The sequence below is a fragment of the Luteimonas chenhongjianii genome (assembly GCF_002327105.1).
In the GTDB taxonomy this organism is placed as follows: Bacteria; Pseudomonadota; Gammaproteobacteria; order Xanthomonadales; family Xanthomonadaceae; genus Luteimonas; species Luteimonas chenhongjianii.
Genome location: NZ_CP023406.1, coordinates 1453026 through 1468357 on the forward strand (window position 1 = coordinate 1453026; position 15332 = coordinate 1468357).

Genomic DNA, 15332 nt, shown 5'->3' on the forward strand with positions numbered 1-15332 from the left:
CGCCAGCCGCCATGGCCGCAGGCCCTGTCCGGAATCGTCGGCGCCCGCGACAGCGTGGGCCGAAAGCCGGCCCCTCAGACCTCGAGGGTGGCCAGGTCGCCCTTGGTTTCCAGCCAGGCCTTGCGGTCGCCGGCGCGCTTCTTGGCCAGCAGCATGTCGACCAGCGAGCGCGTTTCCAGGTCGTCGTCGACGGTCAGCTGCACCAGGCGCCGCGTATCGGGATGGATCGCCGATTCGCGCAACTGCGAGGGGTTCATCTCGCCCAGACCCTTGAAGCGGGTCACATTGACCTGCCCCTTGAGCTTCTCGCGCGCGATCTTCTCCAGCAGCAGGCGCTTTTCTTCCTCGTCCAGCGCGTAGAACACCTGCTTGCCCACGTCGACGCGGAACAGCGGCGGCATCGCGACGAAGATGTTGCCGGCCGCGACCAGCGCGGGGAAGTGCTGCAGGAACAGCGCGCACAGCAGGGTGGCGATGTGCAGGCCGTCGGAATCGGCGTCGGCCAGGATCACGACCTTGCCGTAGCGCAGGCCGGAAATATCGTCCTTGCCCGGATCGCAGCCGATCGCGATCGCGAGGTTGTGCACTTCCTCCGAGCCCAGCACCGAGGTGCTGGCCACTTCCCAGGTGTTGAGGATCTTGCCGCGCAGCGGCAGGATCGCCTGGAAGTCCTTGTCGCGCGCCTGCTTGGCGCTGCCGCCGGCGGAATCGCCCTCGACCAGGAACAGTTCGGTGCGCGAGAGGTCCTGGCTGATGCAGTCGGCCAGCTTGCCGGGCAGCGCCGGCCCCTGGGTGACCTTCTTGCGGACGATCTGCTTCTCGGTCTTGAGCCGCGCACTGGCGCGGTCGATCGCAAGCTGGGCGATCTTCTCGCCCATATCCGTGTGCTGGTTGAGCCAGAGCGAGAACGCATCGTGCGCGGCGCCCTCGACGAAGCCCGCGGCCTGGCGCGACGACAGCCGCTCCTTGGTCTGGCCGCTGAACTGCGGGTCGGTCATCTTCATCGACAGCACGAAGGCGACGCGATCCCAGACATCCTCCGGCGCCAGCTTCACGCCCCGGGGGAGCAGGTTGCGGAAATCGCAGAACTCGCGCAGCGCGTCGGTGAAACCGGTGCGCAGCCCGTTGACGTGGGTGCCGTGCTGCGCGGTCGGGATCAGGTTGACGTAGCTCTCCTGCACCAGTTCGCCTTCGACCACCCACGCGACCGCCCAGTCGACGGTCTCGGTGTCCTTCCTGAGCGCACCGACGAACAGTTCCGGCGGCAGCAGTTCCCGTTCCGCGAGCTCGCCCTTGAGGTAGTCGCGCAGCCCGTCCTCGAACAGCCACCGGTCGCGCTCGCCGGTCGCCTCGTCGAAGAGGGTGACGGTCAGGCCCGGGCACAGCACCGCCTTGGCGCGCAGCAGGTGGCGCAGGGCGCGCACGCTGAATTTCGGGGTGTCGAAATACTTCGGGTCGGCCCAGAAGCGCACGCGGGTACCGGTGTTCTTCTTGCCGACGGTGCCGACGACTTCCAGCGGCGTCGCGCGGTCGCCATTGCGGAAGGTGATGCGGTGTTCGCTGCCATCGCGCTTGATGTGCACTTCCACCAGGGTCGACAGCGCATTGACCACGCTGACGCCCACGCCGTGCAGGCCGCCGCTGAAGGTGTAGTTCTTGTTGTTGAACTTCCCGCCGGCATGCAGGCGGGTGAGGATCAGCTCCACGCCCGGGATCTTCTCCTCCGGATGGATGTCGACCGGCATGCCGCGGCCGTCGTCGGACACCTCGCAGCTGCCGTCCTTGAACAGCGTGACCTCGATCTGCCGCGCATGCCCGGCCAGCGCCTCGTCCACGGCGTTGTCGATCACTTCCTGCGCCAGGTGGTTCGGGCGGGTGGTGTCGGTGTACATGCCGGGGCGGCGCTTGACCGGATCCAGGCCGGAGAGGACTTCGATGTCGGCGGCGTTGTAGCGGGTGTTCATGCGGGGCTGCTGCGCGGGAATCGGCGCATGTTAAAGGAATTGCCGACGCGCCGATTCCGGCGTCTCGCTGGCGCCTCGGCGCCACGATCCGCGTTGCGGCGGGATGTAAGCGATTGCAGCGCCGTTAGCGGCCTGTATGCGGCAAGTGATCAATGTGTTGTTCAGTCCGCGGCCGGTCTGGCTTGGCTAGGTTCGAGCCGTCAGCAGCAAATCGCCGACGGTTTTTCGTCCGCCTCGCGGATGGCTTGCAACCGATCCACTGCGCCAATTCGAATTCGCCATAAGGGAAACAGTCCAATGAACACCCGCAATGTGCTTTTCGCCGCCATCGTCGCCGGCGCCTTCGCCGCCCCCGCTTTCGCCCAGGACGCGGCGGCCACGCAACAACAACAGGCACGCGATGCCGAGGTCGCCGCGCAGCAGGCCGAGCAGGCCGCGCAGACCGCAGAGGCTTCGGCGCAGGCCGCCGAGAATGCGGCAGTGGAGTCCACGTACGCGGCCGACGCCATGAACGAGGCCGTCGACGCCCAGGAGGAAGCTGCCGCGATCGAGGAGGAGCGCACCATGCAGCAGGTGGAAGAGGAAGAGGAGGAGGACGATCCGGCCTGATTTCCGGCCGATTCCACCTGACCGACGCCCCGGCTTGCCGGGGCGTTCTGCATCGGGTCGGGCAGTCGCGGGCTGCAGCCTGTAGAATGGGGCTTTCCAGCGACCCGCTGTCCTCATGACGCCTCCCACCAGTTCCATCACACCGCTCGTATTCGTTACCGGCGGCGTGGTCTCTTCCCTCGGGAAGGGCATCGCGGCCGCCTCGCTGGCCGCCATCCTCGAAGCCCGCGGCCTGCGGGTGACGATGATGAAGCTCGATCCGTACATCAACGTCGACCCCGGCACGATGAGCCCGTTCCAGCACGGCGAGGTCTACGTGACCGACGACGGCGCCGAGACCGATCTCGACCTCGGTCACTACGAGCGTTTCATCAACGTGCGTCTGTCGGGCAAGAACTCGATCACGACCGGCAAGATCTACGAGAGCGTGATCCGCAAGGAGCGCCGCGGCGACTACCTCGGCGCGACCGTCCAGGTCATCCCGCACATCACCGATGCGATCAAGCGGGCGATCGACGAAGCGACCCAGGGCTATGACGTGGCGCTGGTGGAGATCGGCGGCACGGTGGGCGACATCGAATCGCTGCCGTTCCTCGAGGCCATCCGCCAGATCCGCACCGACCGCGGCGCCGAGAAGGCGCTGTTCATGCACCTGACGCTGGTGCCGTACATCGCCGCCGCCGGCGAGCTCAAGACCAAGCCCACCCAGCATTCGGTCAAGGAGCTGCGTTCGATCGGCATCCAGCCCGACATCCTGGTGTGCCGCAGCGAACAGCCGCTGCCCGATGGCGAGCGCCGCAAGATCGCCTCGTTCACCAACGTCTCGGAGAAGGCCGTCATCTCGGCCGTCGATCTCGACAACATCCACAAGATCCCGATGTGGCTGCACGCGCGCGGTCTGGACGAACTGGTGGTCGAGCGTCTGCGTCTGGGCGCCAAGGCCGCTCCGATCGCCGACCTGTCGGAATGGATCGATGTCGTCGACGCGGTGGAGAACCCGGACGACGAGGTGACGATCGGCGTGGTCGGCAAGTACGTCGACCACAAGGATGCCTACAAGTCGGTCGGCGAGGCGCTCAAGCACGGCGGCATCCGCCAGCGCACGCGGGTGAGCCTGAAGTGGATCGAATCGCAGGACATCGAGCGCGACGGCGCTGCCGCGTGGCTGGGCGATGTCGATGGCGTGCTGGTGCCCGGCGGCTTCGGCGATCGCGGCTTCGAAGGCAAGGTGATGGCCTCGAAATATGCGCGTGAATCCGGCCTGCCGTATTTCGGCATCTGCTATGGCATGCAGGCGGCCGTCGTCGACATGGCGCGCAATGTCGCCGGCCTCGAAGGCGCCAACAGCACCGAGAACGACAAGCAGTCGCCGCATCCGGTGATCGGCCTGATCACCGAATGGCGCACGCAGGCCGGTGAAGTGGAGCGGCGCGACGAGAAGAGCGACCTCGGCGGCACCATGCGCCTCGGCCTGCAGGAACAGCGCCTCAAGCCCGGAACGAAATCGCGCGAGGTCTACGGCCGGGATGTCGTCGGCGAGCGCCACCGCCACCGCTACGAGTTCAACAACCGGTATCGCACCCAGCTCGAGGATGCCGGCCTGGTCATCAGCGCCAAGTCGATGGACGACCTGCTGGTGGAGATGATCGAGCTGCCGCAGCATCCGTGGTTCATCGCCTGTCAGGCGCACCCCGAGTTCCTGTCGACCCCGCGCGGCGGGCATCCTCTGTTCGTCGGCTTCGTCCGCGCGGCGCGCGAGCACAAGGCCGGCGGCAAAACTCTCGTCGAACCTCTCAAGGAAGCGCACGCATGAAGCTCTGTGGTTTCGAGGTCGGTCTGGACCAGCCGTTCTTCCTGATCGCCGGCCCGTGCGTGATCGAGTCGGAGCAATTGCAGCTCGATGTGGCCGGTCAGCTCAAGGAAATCACCTCGGCGCTCGGCATCAACTTCATCTTCAAGTCCAGCTTCGACAAGGCCAACCGCACCTCGGGCACGAGCTTCCGCGGCCCGGGCATGGAAGAAGGCCTGCGCGTGCTGGCGGAAGTGAAGCGCCAGATCGGCGTGCCGGTGCTGACCGACGTGCACGAATACACGCCGATGGACGAGGTCGCCTCGGTCGTCGACGTGCTGCAGACCCCGGCCTTCCTCGTGCGCCAGACCGATTTCATCAAGAAGGTCTGCGCCGCCGGCAAGCCGGTCAACATCAAGAAGGGCCAGTTCCTGTCGCCATGGGACATGAAGCCGGTCGTCGAGAAGGCGAAGTCCACCGGCAACGACCAGATCATGGTCTGCGAGCGCGGCGCGAGCTTCGGCTACAACAACCTGGTCAGCGACATGCGCTCGCTCGCCGTCATGCGCGAGACCAATTGCCCGGTCGTGTTCGACGCGACCCATTCTGTGCAGCTGCCGGGCGGGCAGGGCACGTCCAGTGGTGGCCAGCGCGAGTTCGTGCCGGTGCTCGCGCGCGCGGCGATCGCCGTCGGTGTGTCGGGCGTCTTCATGGAAACCCATCCCAGGCCGGAAGAAGCGCTCAGTGACGGTCCCAATGCTTGGCCGCTGGACCGCATGCGCGCGCTGCTGGAAACCATGCTCGAGCTCGACGCCGTGACCAAGCGCGCGGGTTTCGCCGAATCCGATCTCTGACGGCCGGCTGTGCCGCTGTCCGATCTCCTCCTTTTCCGCTGACCGAGACTTTCGACCCGACCATGACGACCATCGCCAAGATCCATGCCCGCGAGATCCTCGACTCCCGCGGCAATCCGACCCTCGAAGCCGAAGTGACCCTGGATGACGGCAGCTTTGGCCGCGCGATGGTGCCGTCGGGTGCATCGACCGGTGCCCGCGAGGCGGTGGAACTGCGCGACGGCGACAAGACGCGCTATCTCGGCAAGGGCGTGCGCAAGGCCGTAGGCAACGTCAACGGCCCAATCGCCGATGCGCTCAAGGGCTTCGACGCCGCCGATCAGGCCGGTCTCGACAAGCGCCTGATCGACCTCGACGGCACCGAGAACAAGGGTCGCCTGGGCGCGAATGCGCTGCTCGGTGTGTCGATGGCGAACGCGCACGCGCTGGCCGCGTCGCGGAAGATCCCGTTGTGGAAGTTGCTGGGTGGCGACCGGGCGCCGGTGCTGCCGGTGCCGATGATGAACATCATCAACGGCGGCGCACATGCCGACAACAACGTCGATTTCCAGGAATTCATGGTGTTGCCGGTCGGCTTCAGCAGCTTCTCCGAATCGCTGCGCGCCGGCACCGAGATCTTCCACGCGCTGAAATCGGTGCTCAAGGGCCATGGCCTGAGCACGGCCGTCGGCGACGAAGGCGGCTTCGCGCCGGACTTCCGCAGCAACGTCGAAGCGCTCGACACCATTCTCGAGGCGATCGGCAAGGCAGGTTACGCCGCGGGCGACGACGTGCTGCTGGGCCTGGACGTGGCGTCGAGCGAATTCCACGACAACGGCAAGTACAACCTGGTCGGCGAGAACAAGCGCCTGACCGGCGAGCAGTTCGTCGACTTCCTCGCCGACTGGGCCGCGCAGTACCCGATCATCACGATCGAGGACGGCATGGCCGAGGACGACTGGGCCGGCTGGAGGCAGCTGACCGATCGCATCGGTGATCGCGTGCAGCTGGTCGGCGACGATCTGTTCGTCACCAATCCGAAGATCTTCAAGGAAGGCATCGACTCCAGGACCGCGAACGCGATACTGATCAAGGTCAACCAGATCGGCACGCTGACCGAGACGCTCGAAGCCATCGCCATGGCGGACGCCGCCGGTTATGCCGCCGTCGTGTCGCATCGTTCCGGCGAGACCGAGGACACGACGATCGCCGACATCGCGGTGGCCACCACGGCCACGCAGATCAAGACCGGTTCGCTGTGCCGCAGCGACCGCGTCGCCAAGTACAACCAGCTGCTGCGTATCGAGGAGGCGCTGGGCAGCGAGGCCCGTTACGCCGGCCGCGACGCATTCGTCTCGATCAAGCGCTGATCCCCCGGGACATCGCCGATGCGCGCCCTGCTTGTGGTGATGTTGCTGCTGGCCACGCTGCTGGCCTGGCTGCAGTACCGGCTCTGGTATGGCGTCGGTGGCACCGAGCAGGTCGAGGAACTGCGCGCCCGCGTCGAAGCGCAGGCGCGGCAGAACGAAGGTCTGGAGCAGCGCAATGCCGCGCTCGCAGCCGAGGTGGCCGACCTGAAGTCCGGCGAGGCGGCGATCGAGGAACGGGCGCGTGGCGAGCTGGGCATGATCAGGCCGGGCGAGACCTTCTATCGCGTCGTCGACGACGCGCGCATCGCGCCCTTGCCGGCCGAGCACGCGCTCGACCCGGACGCCCGGCAACGGGCGAATACCCCATGAGCGCCTGGGTGGTGGTGCCCGCCGCGGGGCGCGGAACGCGCTTTGGCGCCGAAGTGCCCAAGCAGTTTCTCGAGGTGGGGGGGTTGAGCCTGCTGGCGCACACCCTGAACGCCCTCGCCGGGCATGCCGGGATCGCAGGCATCGTGCTGGTGCTGGGCGCGGACGACGCGCCGGCGCTGCCCGAGTCCGTGCTGCACGGCAAGCCGTTGCTGCGCGCGGGCGGTGGCGAAACCCGCGCGGCATCGGTATTGGCTGGCCTGTACGCGCTGCCCGAATCGGTGCGGCCCGATGATTTCGTGCTCGTGCACGACGCTGCGCGGCCGAACCTGCATCCCGGCGATCTCGACGCACTGCTCGAGCGCGGGCGCATGGATCCCGTCGGCGCGATCCTCGCCGCGCCGGTGCGCGACACGCTCAAGCGCGCAGGCGACGAAGGCGGCATCGACGGTACCGAGCCGCGCGAACGGCTCTGGCGCGCGCTGACGCCGCAACTGTTCCGCCGCCTGCAACTGGGCCGGGCACTGGAAGCCGCGGATGCCGCGGGCGTCGCGGTGACGGACGAGGCCATGGCGATGGAACTCCAGGGCACGCGCCCCTTGCTGGTCGAAGGCCGCGAAGACAACTTCAAGGTCACGACACCTGCCGACCTTGCGCGCTTCGAGTTCGAGCTGTCGCGTCGAGGGTGAAGGGCTGTCCATCCGGCACGCGTTCTTCCGGAGAGCGTGGCGCGTGAGGCGGCATCCGGCTCATGCATACGACCGCAGGAAGCCGTGCGGATGGGTGTTCGCAGCAGGAGCCGACCGGTCGCTCGAGCGCCTGCCGCGCAGTCCGTAATGGACGCACATGCCGGCCATGGGCCCTGTTGGGACTCCGCGCGGCATGGCCACTGGGCTCTCCGTGACCAGGCTGCGGCTTGCCCGATCCGCGATCCGTGGCAAGCTGCCGTCCCGTTTTTTGCCGCAGGATCCGTCCCATGACTGCCACGTCTGGTTTCCGCATTGGCCAGGGCTTCGACGTCCACGCCTTCGGCGCTGGCGACCACGTCATGGTCGGCGGCGTCCGCATTCCGCACAGCCACGGCGTGCTCGCGCACAGCGACGGCGACGTGGCCCTGCACGCCCTGTGCGACGCGATGCTCGGGGCACTCGCCTTGGGCGACATCGGCGTGCATTTCCCGCCGTCTGTTGACCGCTGGAAGGGGGCCGACAGTCGCGCGCTGCTGCGCCATTGCAATGCGCTGTTGGCCGAACGCGGCTGGCGGGTCGGCAATGCCGACGTCACCGTGATCTGCGAGCGGCCGAAGATCGGCCCGCATGCGGATGCGATGCGCGCGGCGATCGCCGGCGACCTCGGCATCGCGCCGGACTGCATCTCGGTCAAGGCGACGACCAGCGAGAAGCTCGGCTTCACCGGCCGCGGCGAGGGCATCGCCGCGCAGGCGGTCTGCCTGCTGGTCCGCGACGCCGCAGCGTGAATCCGACTGCCCACGGTGCGCCGGTGCTGACGGCGACGATCCGTCAGGATCCGGCGGATTTCCGCGTCGACGAGATCGACGGCTTCGAAGCCAGCGGCAGCGGCGAACACCTGCTCTTGACCATCGAAAAGGCCGGCATGAACACCGCGTTCGTCGCGCGGCTGCTCGCGCAGTGGGCGGGGGTGGATGCGCGCGCGGTGGGCTATGCCGGGCTGAAGGATCGGCACGCACTGACCACGCAGCGCTTCTCGGTGCAATTGCCGGGTCGCGCCGCGCCCGATATCGCCGAGCTCGAGGCACTGGGCGCGGGTGCGCACCAGTCCCTGCGCGTACTCGACCAGGCCCGGCACGCGCGCAAGCTGCCGCGAGGAGCGCTGGCCGGAAACCGGTTCGTGCTGACCCTGCGCGACGTGAGCGGCGATGCGGCGGCGATCGACGCTCGCCTGCAGACGATTGCCGCCCGCGGCGTACCGAACTACTTCGGCGAACAGCGCTTCGGTCACGATGGCGGCAACGTGGACAAGGCCCTGCGCATGTTCGCCGAGCCTCGACGCCGCATCGATCGCGAACAACGCGCGATGCTGTTGTCTGCTGCTCGTTCGGCGCTGTTCAACCGCGTGCTCGCTGCGCGGGTCGCGTCCGGCGACTGGGATGCCGGGCTCGAAGGCGAGGTGTGGATGCTCGATGGCAGTCGCAGCGTGTTCGGCCCCGAGCCGGCCAGCGAAGCGCTTGCGGCCCGTGTCGCCGCCCAGGACATCCACCCCACCGCGCCGCTGTGGGGCCGCGGCGCGCTGCGCAGCGCCGCAGCCGCGCTGGCACGGGAAGCTGCGGCCCTGGAGGACGCGCAATCGCTGGCGCTGCGTGCCGGGCTCGAGGCTGCCGGCCTGTCGCAGGAACGGCGGGCCACGCGGCTGTGTCCCGGCGACCTCCGATGGTCGTGGCCCGCGCCCGACCGGTTGGAACTCGCTTTCGCGCTGCCGGCGGGTTGCTACGCGACCGCGGTATTGGCCGAGCTCGGCACCATCGGCAACGGCGCCGTCCGTCGCCTCGCGCCTGCGCAGCCGACGGACGGCTGACCGCCCCGGGGGCGCCGGGTGTATAGCGGTGTCAGGGCAGGTTCCGCCGCGAACCCCCGTCACGGAGCCAGGGCCATGCAGAGTTCCCTTCGTATCGTCGCCGTTGTGTCCGTTCTGACCGCCGCCGGCTGCGCCAGCCAGTCGCCGCGCCTGGCCAGCGTGCCCGCGCCGCAGCCGGCGCCGTCGGCCAGTCGCATCGCGGTCGACAGCACCTATGTCGGGCGCGTCAACCAGACCGCGCTACGCCGCGGCCTGCAGGTACATTGGATCAATCCGCCAATGCGGCGGGCCCGCCAGGACTGAGTGGCTCGTGCGCCGGCTGATCGCCAGCCAGCGCAGCATCACCTGAGCGTGCGTGCCTTGCGCGCGCCGGACAATGTGGTGTCGGTCGACATCCGCGCCTCCGCCGTGGACGCTCGGAGGGTTCACCGACCGGTTCGGCCCACGGAGGCCCTTTTCTAGGCCTGCCGGGGGACCGCTTGCCGCGGCGACGGTTAGTAGTAATACTACTAACCATGGACATCTCTCCGACCCAACACGCGATTCTCGACATGATCGGCGAGCGCATCGAGTCCGAAGGCATGCCGCCTTCGCAGGCCGAGATCGCGCGGGCCTTCGGATTCAGCGGCGTTCGTGCCGCGCAATACCACCTCGATGCCCTGGAAGCTGCAGGCGCCATCGAGCGCGTGCCGGGACGTGCGCGCGGCATCCGCGTGCGGGCACCGGCGCAGTCGCGACCCGCATCCGACCTGCAGGGCGATGCGCTCCGGCTGCCGGTGCTGGGCCAGGTCGCGGCCGGCGCCCCGATCGGGGCCGACATCGGTTCCGACGACTACCTCGTGCTCGACCGCGTGCTGTTCTCCCCGTCGCCGGACTACCTGCTCAAGGTCAAGGGCGATTCGATGCGCGACGAAGGCATCTTCGAAGGGGACCTGATCGGCGTCCACCGCACGCGCGACGCGCGTTCCGGGCAGATCGTCGTCGCCCGGGTGGATGACGCGATCACCGTCAAATTGTTGAAGATCGGCAAGGACCGCATCCGCCTGATGCCGCGCAATCCCGACTACGCCCCCATCGAGGTGCTGCCCGACCAGGACTTCGCGATCGAGGGCCTGTACTGCGGGCTGGTCAGGCCGAACCGATGAGCGCTGTGTCGCCTGGGCGCAGGGCGTGCGCGGCGTTCCCCGACGGCCATCCGCGCAGCGCGCCGCTGACCGGCACGCCCATATCCACATAATTTTGCTTCCTCCCTGCAGCGTCGCAGCCTGTGCGACCTGTGATTGCGAGGATGCTCCCACCAGACCGGAATACGAATGACAAGGACCACGACGATGGACGAGAACAAGAAGCGCGCGCTTTCCGCAGCCCTGAGCCAGATCGAGAAGCAGTTCGGCAAGGGCTCGGTGATCCGCATGGGCGATCGCGTATCCGAAGTGGTTCCGGTGATTCCGACCGGCTCGCTGCAGCTCGATCTTGCCCTCGGCATCGGCGGCCTCCCGCGTGGCCGCGTCATCGAGGTCTACGGTCCGGAATCCTCGGGCAAGACCACGCTGACCCTGCAGACGATCGCGCAGTGCCAGAAGCTGGGCGGCGTCGCCGCGTTCATCGACGCCGAGCACGCGCTCGATCCGACCTACGCGCAGAAGCTCGGCGTCAACGTCGAGGACCTGCTGGTCTCCCAGCCCGACACTGGCGAGCAGGCGCTCGAGATCGCCGACATGCTGGTGCGCTCCAATTCGGTCGACATGGTCGTGATCGACTCCGTCGCCGCGCTGACCCCGCGCGCCGAGATCGAAGGCGAGATGGGCGATCAGCTGCCGGGCCTTCAGGCGCGCCTGATGAGCCAGGCGCTGCGCAAGCTGACCGGCAACATCAAGCGCAGCAACTGCATGGTGTTCTTCATCAACCAGCTGCGCATGAAGATCGGCATCATGATGCCGGGCCAGAGCCCTGAAACCACGACGGGCGGCAACGCGCTGAAGTTCTATGCCTCGGTGCGCCTCGACATCCGCCGGATCGGTGCGATCAAGAAGGGTGACGAGATCATCGGCAACCAGACCCGCATCAAGGTCGTCAAGAACAAGATGGCACCGCCGTTCAAGCAGGTGGTCACCGAGATACTCTACGGCGAGGGCATCAGCCGCGAGGGCGAACTGATCGACATGGGCGTTGAAGCCAAGCTCATCGAGAAGGCGGGTGCGTGGTACAGCGCCGGTGACGAGCGGATCGGTCAGGGCAAGGAGAACGCCCGCCAGTACCTCAAGGACAACCCCGAGGTCGCCGCGCGCATCGAGGCGGGCATCCGCGAGCGCCTGCTGCCGGCAGTGGCGGTCGTCCCGGACGATGAAGAAGTCGACGCCGGCTGAGGCCGGCATGACGGAGCCGCATGATCCGGCCGATGCCGTCGGCGCGCGCAGTGAAAGCTGCGACGCGGGCGCTTCGGGGCTGACAGGTGGCACCGGCAAACGGCGCAAACGCCGTGAGATGACGCCCGCGATGCGGGCGTTGTCGTTGCTGGTGCGGCGCGAACATTCGCGCCCCGAGTTGTTGCGCAAGCTCGAGGCGCGCGGGGTGGACAGCGAGGAAGCTGTCGCGGCGGTCGAACAGATGCACGCCGCCGGCTGGCAGGACGACGCGCGTTTCGCAGCGAGTCTTGCCCGCAGCCGGGCGACCGGCGGATACGGCCCGCTGCGGATCGAGGCCGAACTCGGCAGTCATCGGCTGACCGACAGCCAGATCGCCGCCGCTTTCGAATCGCTGGCGGCCGACGGCGAGGCCGACTGGCCGCAGCGTGCACGCGACCTGCTCGAGCGTCGTTACGACGTCGGCGCGTTCGCCGCTGACCCTGCGCTGCGCCGCAAGGCCGTGGAGTTCCTGCGGCGTCGCGGCTTCGACGGCGACACCGCCTATGGCGCGGTGCGGGCCCTGCAGGCCGGCTGACCCCGCCCTGACGGTCGTGTCACGCGCGAAGCCTGCACGGCCGGGCAGGGCGCCGGGTGCCCGGGCGGCCTGCTACCCTTCGCTTTCCTGGGCATGACGTTGGATCGGCACCGTCGAAGACGGACGCGCGTGGTACCGGCATGCCCATGCCCCCTCCCGCATCGTCCGTCAGGCCCATGACCACGCAGACCTCCAGCACCGCCCAGATCCGCAGCGACTTCATCGAATTCTTCAAGGGCAAGGGCCACACCATCGTGCCGTCCGCGCCGCTGGTGCCCGGCAACGACCCGACGCTGCTGTTCACCAACTCGGGCATGGTGCAGTTCAAGGACGTGTTCCTCGGCGCGGAGAAGCGCAGCTACGTGCGCGCCGCCGATGTACAACGTTGCCTGCGCGCGGGCGGCAAGCACAACGATCTCGACCAGGTCGGCTATACCGCGCGCCATCACACGTTCTTCGAAATGCTCGGCAACTGGTCGTTCGGCGACTACTTCAAGAAGGAGGCGATCGCCTGGGCCTGGGAGCTTCTGACCGGCGTGTGGAAGCTGCCGGCCGAGCGGCTGCTGGTCACCGTCTACCACACCGACGACGAGGCTTATGCGCTGTGGCGCGACATGGTCGGCGTGCCGGAAGAACGGATCGTGCGCATCGGCGACAACAAGGGCGCGCCGTTTGCTTCCGACAATTTCTGGCAGATGGCCGACACCGGCCCATGCGGGCCGTGCACCGAGATCTTCTACGACCACGGCCCGTCGCATTTCGGCGGACCGCCCGGCTCGCCCGACGAGGACGGTGACCGCTTCATCGAGATCTGGAATCTCGTCTTCATGCAGTTCGACAAGCAGGCCGACGGCAGCCTCCTGCCGCTGCCGGCGCCGTGCGTGGACACCGGCATGGGGCTCGAGCGCCTGGCCGCGATTCTGCAGGGCGTGCACAGCAACTACGAGATCGACCTGTTCCAGGCGCTGATCCGCAAGGCCGCCGAGCTCACCGGCACCCAGGATCTGGAGAACAAGTCGTTGCGCGTGATCGCCGACCATATCCGCGCCTGCAGCTTCCTGATCGTCGACGGTGTGCTGCCGTCCAATGAAGGCCGCGGTTACGTGCTGCGCCGGATCATCCGGCGGGCCCTTCGGCACGGCTGGATGCTCGGCGTGCGTCAGCCCTTCTTCAGCGCGATGGTCGAAACGCTCGATGCGGTGATGGGCGAGGCCTATCCCGAGCTGCATGCCAAGCGCGAGCTGGTCGAACGCGCGCTCAGGGTCGAGGAAGAACGCTTTGCCGAGACGCTCGACGCGGGCATGCGCATCTTCGACGAAGTGGCCTCCCGCAGTAATGGCGCAATCCCCGGAGAGGACGCGTTTCGCCTGTACGACACCTACGGCTTCCCGCTGGACCTCACCCAGGACATCGCGCGCGAGCGTGGCCTCGATGTCGACATGGCCGGCTTCGACGCCGCAATGCAGCGCCAGCGCGAGACCGCGCGCGCGGCCGGCAAGTTCTCTGCCGGCACCGGTCTGTCGGCCGAACTGGTCTCGCAGCTGTCGCCCACCACGTTTGTCGGGGACGGTGTCACGTCCGCGGACGACCTGCGGGTCGTCGCGCTGTTGCAGAACGGGCGGCCGGTCGATGCGGTTGCAGCGGGTGAGGAGGCGGTCGTGATCCTCGATCGCACGCCGTTCTATGCCGAATCCGGTGGCCAGGTCGGTGATACCGGCGCGCTCGAGGCCGATGGACTGCGCTTCGAAGTAGGCGACACGCAGAAGCTCTCCGGCCAGTTCCATGGCCATGTCGGCCGGGTGACGTCGGGCGCGCTGCGCACCGGCGATCGCGTGCGCGGCGTCGTCGATGCGGAGCGCCGCGATTCGATCGTGCTCAATCACAGCGCCACGCACCTGCTGCACGGCGCGCTCCGCGAACTGCTCGGTACGCACGTCGCGCAGAAGGGCTCGCTGGTCGCGCCCGAGCGGCTGCGCTTCGACTTCTCGCATTTCCAGCCGGTCACCGCCGAGGAGCTCGCCGAGATCGAACGGCGCGTCAACGTCGAGGTGCGCGCCAACCACCCGGTGCGCATCGAGCAGATGGACATGCAGAGCGCGCTCGATTCCGGCGCGATGGCGCTGTTCGGCGAAAAGTACGGCGAGCGCGTGCGCGTGGTGACGATGGGCGAGTCGGTGGAACTGTGCGGCGGTACCCACGTCGACCGTACCGGTCGCATCGGGCTGTTCAAGCTGGTTTCCGAAGGCGGTGTCTCCTCGGGCGTACGCCGCGTCGAGGCGCTGACCGGACAGGCCGCGCTCGATCATGTGCGCGCGGACGAGGAACGCATGCGTCAGGCGGCGGGGCTTCTGGGCGGCAGCCCCGGCGAAATCGGCGAGCGGGTGCGCGCCCTGCTGGAGCGGCAGAAGCAGCTCGAGCGCGAACTCGAGACGATCAAGGCCAAGGCTGCCAGTGGCGCGACCGCCGATCTGGGCGAATCAGCCGTCGATGTGGGTGGCGTCAAGATTGTCGCCGCACGTATCGAGGGGCTCGACGCGAAGGCGTTGCGTGACGCCGTCGATCGGCTCAAGCAGCAGCTCGGCGATGTCGTGGTGCTGCTCGCCGGCGCAAGCGAGGGCAAGGTAGCGCTGGTGGCCGGAGTCTCGGGAGCGGCCAGCGGACGGGTCAAGGCGGGCGAATTGCTGTCGCATGTGGCCGGTCGTATCGGCGGCAAGGGCGGCGGTCGACCAGATCTGGCCCAGGGCGGCGGCGAGGACGGGCCGGCCCTGATTGCAGCCCTTGAGGACGTTCCTGACTGGGTTGCGACACGGCTCGGCTAAGCGGGCGTTAAACAGTGTCGTCCGTGTATTGACCGGTCGGGCGGCAGAGGACATGCTTCACGCCCTTGATGGGTCTGTAATCGGTTTCC

The 15332-nt window shown here is 67.9% G+C and carries 14 protein-coding genes; 13 read left to right on the forward strand and 1 reads right to left on the reverse strand.

All coding sequences use genetic code 11. The annotated features are described in order from the left end of the window. Positions 1 to 74: 74 nt before the first annotated feature. Entirely contained in the window at positions 75 to 1964 is a 1890-nt protein-coding gene (parE, locus tag CNR27_RS06640; protein ID WP_096297484.1) for a DNA topoisomerase IV subunit B, read from the reverse strand. Positions 1965 to 2261: 297 nt separating this feature from the next. Between parE and CNR27_RS06645 the strand changes: the two genes are divergently transcribed. From CNR27_RS06645 to alaS, 13 genes are all read left to right on the forward strand, one after another. Then, the gene (locus tag CNR27_RS06645; RefSeq protein ID WP_096297485.1) at positions 2262 to 2573 is read left to right on the forward strand and encodes a hypothetical protein; all 312 of its coding nucleotides are present in this window, start codon (positions 2262 to 2264) and stop codon (positions 2571 to 2573) included. Between the two features lie 136 nt (positions 2574 to 2709). Further along, positions 2710 to 4386, forward strand: coding sequence for a CTP synthase (locus CNR27_RS06650; RefSeq protein WP_096300384.1), 1677 nt, complete (start codon positions 2710 to 2712; stop codon positions 4384 to 4386). Then, positions 4383 to 5216, forward strand: coding sequence for a 3-deoxy-8-phosphooctulonate synthase (gene kdsA / locus CNR27_RS06655; RefSeq protein WP_096297486.1), 834 nt, complete (start codon positions 4383 to 4385; stop codon positions 5214 to 5216). Before CNR27_RS06650 ends, kdsA begins: the two co-directional genes overlap by 4 nt. A 62-nt stretch (positions 5217 to 5278) precedes the next feature. Further along, complete coding sequence (gene eno, locus CNR27_RS06660; protein WP_096297487.1) at positions 5279 to 6565, forward strand: phosphopyruvate hydratase; 1287 nt, start codon at positions 5279 to 5281, stop codon at positions 6563 to 6565. Positions 6566 to 6583: 18 nt separating this feature from the next. Continuing rightward, entirely contained in the window at positions 6584 to 6934 is a 351-nt protein-coding gene (ftsB, locus tag CNR27_RS06665) for a cell division protein FtsB (protein ID WP_096297488.1), read from the forward strand. Then, the gene (gene ispD, locus CNR27_RS06670) at positions 6931 to 7620 is read left to right on the forward strand and encodes a 2-C-methyl-D-erythritol 4-phosphate cytidylyltransferase (protein ID WP_096297489.1); all 690 of its coding nucleotides are present in this window, start codon (positions 6931 to 6933) and stop codon (positions 7618 to 7620) included. The genes ftsB and ispD overlap by 4 nt, the downstream gene beginning before the upstream one ends. 287 nt (positions 7621 to 7907) lie before the next feature. Then, positions 7908 to 8408, forward strand: a complete 501-nt coding sequence (gene ispF, locus CNR27_RS06675) for a 2-C-methyl-D-erythritol 2,4-cyclodiphosphate synthase (protein ID WP_096300386.1) — start codon at positions 7908 to 7910, stop codon at positions 8406 to 8408. Further along, positions 8405 to 9484 carry a tRNA pseudouridine(13) synthase TruD gene (gene truD / locus CNR27_RS06680; protein ID WP_245815772.1) on the forward strand — a complete coding sequence of 360 codons (1080 nt, stop codon included), beginning with the start codon at positions 8405 to 8407 and terminating at the stop codon, positions 9482 to 9484. Before ispF ends, truD begins: the two co-directional genes overlap by 4 nt. A 75-nt stretch (positions 9485 to 9559) precedes the next feature. Further along, positions 9560 to 9787 (forward strand): hypothetical protein, encoded by a 228-nt coding sequence (locus tag CNR27_RS06685; protein WP_157745298.1) that lies wholly within the window; start codon positions 9560 to 9562, stop codon positions 9785 to 9787. A 212-nt stretch (positions 9788 to 9999) separates the two neighbouring features. Next, positions 10000 to 10629, forward strand: coding sequence for a transcriptional repressor LexA (gene lexA / locus CNR27_RS06690; protein ID WP_096297491.1), 630 nt, complete (start codon positions 10000 to 10002; stop codon positions 10627 to 10629). Between the two features lie 186 nt (positions 10630 to 10815). Next, positions 10816 to 11850, forward strand: coding sequence for a recombinase RecA (gene recA, locus CNR27_RS06695; protein WP_096297492.1), 1035 nt, complete (start codon positions 10816 to 10818; stop codon positions 11848 to 11850). Between the two features lie 118 nt (positions 11851 to 11968). Next, positions 11969 to 12424, forward strand: a complete 456-nt coding sequence (locus CNR27_RS06700) for a regulatory protein RecX (protein WP_245815797.1) — start codon at positions 11969 to 11971, stop codon at positions 12422 to 12424. Positions 12425 to 12600: 176 nt separating this feature from the next. Then, positions 12601 to 15243, forward strand: a complete 2643-nt coding sequence (gene alaS / locus CNR27_RS06705; protein WP_096297494.1) for an alanine--tRNA ligase — start codon at positions 12601 to 12603, stop codon at positions 15241 to 15243. Positions 15244 to 15332 lie beyond the last annotated feature (89 nt).

Excerpts from the sequence above, each read along its gene's own strand:
- parE (WP_096297484.1), bottom strand. The coding sequence starts at position 1,964 with ATGAACACCCGCTACAACGCCGCCGACATCGAAGTCCTCTCCGGCCTG.
- CNR27_RS06645 (WP_096297485.1), top strand. The coding sequence starts at position 2,262 with ATGAACACCCGCAATGTGCTTTTCGCCGCCATCGTCGCCGGCGCCTTC.
- kdsA (WP_096297486.1), top strand. The coding sequence starts at position 4,383 with ATGAAGCTCTGTGGTTTCGAGGTCGGTCTGGACCAGCCGTTCTTCCTG.
- eno (WP_096297487.1), top strand. The coding sequence starts at position 5,279 with ATGACGACCATCGCCAAGATCCATGCCCGCGAGATCCTCGACTCCCGC.
- ftsB (WP_096297488.1), top strand. The coding sequence starts at position 6,584 with ATGCGCGCCCTGCTTGTGGTGATGTTGCTGCTGGCCACGCTGCTGGCC.
- ispD (WP_096297489.1), top strand. The coding sequence starts at position 6,931 with ATGAGCGCCTGGGTGGTGGTGCCCGCCGCGGGGCGCGGAACGCGCTTT.
- ispF (WP_096300386.1), top strand. The coding sequence starts at position 7,908 with ATGACTGCCACGTCTGGTTTCCGCATTGGCCAGGGCTTCGACGTCCAC.
- CNR27_RS06685 (WP_157745298.1), top strand. The coding sequence starts at position 9,560 with ATGCAGAGTTCCCTTCGTATCGTCGCCGTTGTGTCCGTTCTGACCGCC.
- lexA (WP_096297491.1), top strand. The coding sequence starts at position 10,000 with ATGGACATCTCTCCGACCCAACACGCGATTCTCGACATGATCGGCGAG.
- recA (WP_096297492.1), top strand. The coding sequence starts at position 10,816 with ATGGACGAGAACAAGAAGCGCGCGCTTTCCGCAGCCCTGAGCCAGATC.
- CNR27_RS06700 (WP_245815797.1), top strand. The coding sequence starts at position 11,969 with ATGACGCCCGCGATGCGGGCGTTGTCGTTGCTGGTGCGGCGCGAACAT.
- alaS (WP_096297494.1), top strand. The coding sequence starts at position 12,601 with ATGACCACGCAGACCTCCAGCACCGCCCAGATCCGCAGCGACTTCATC.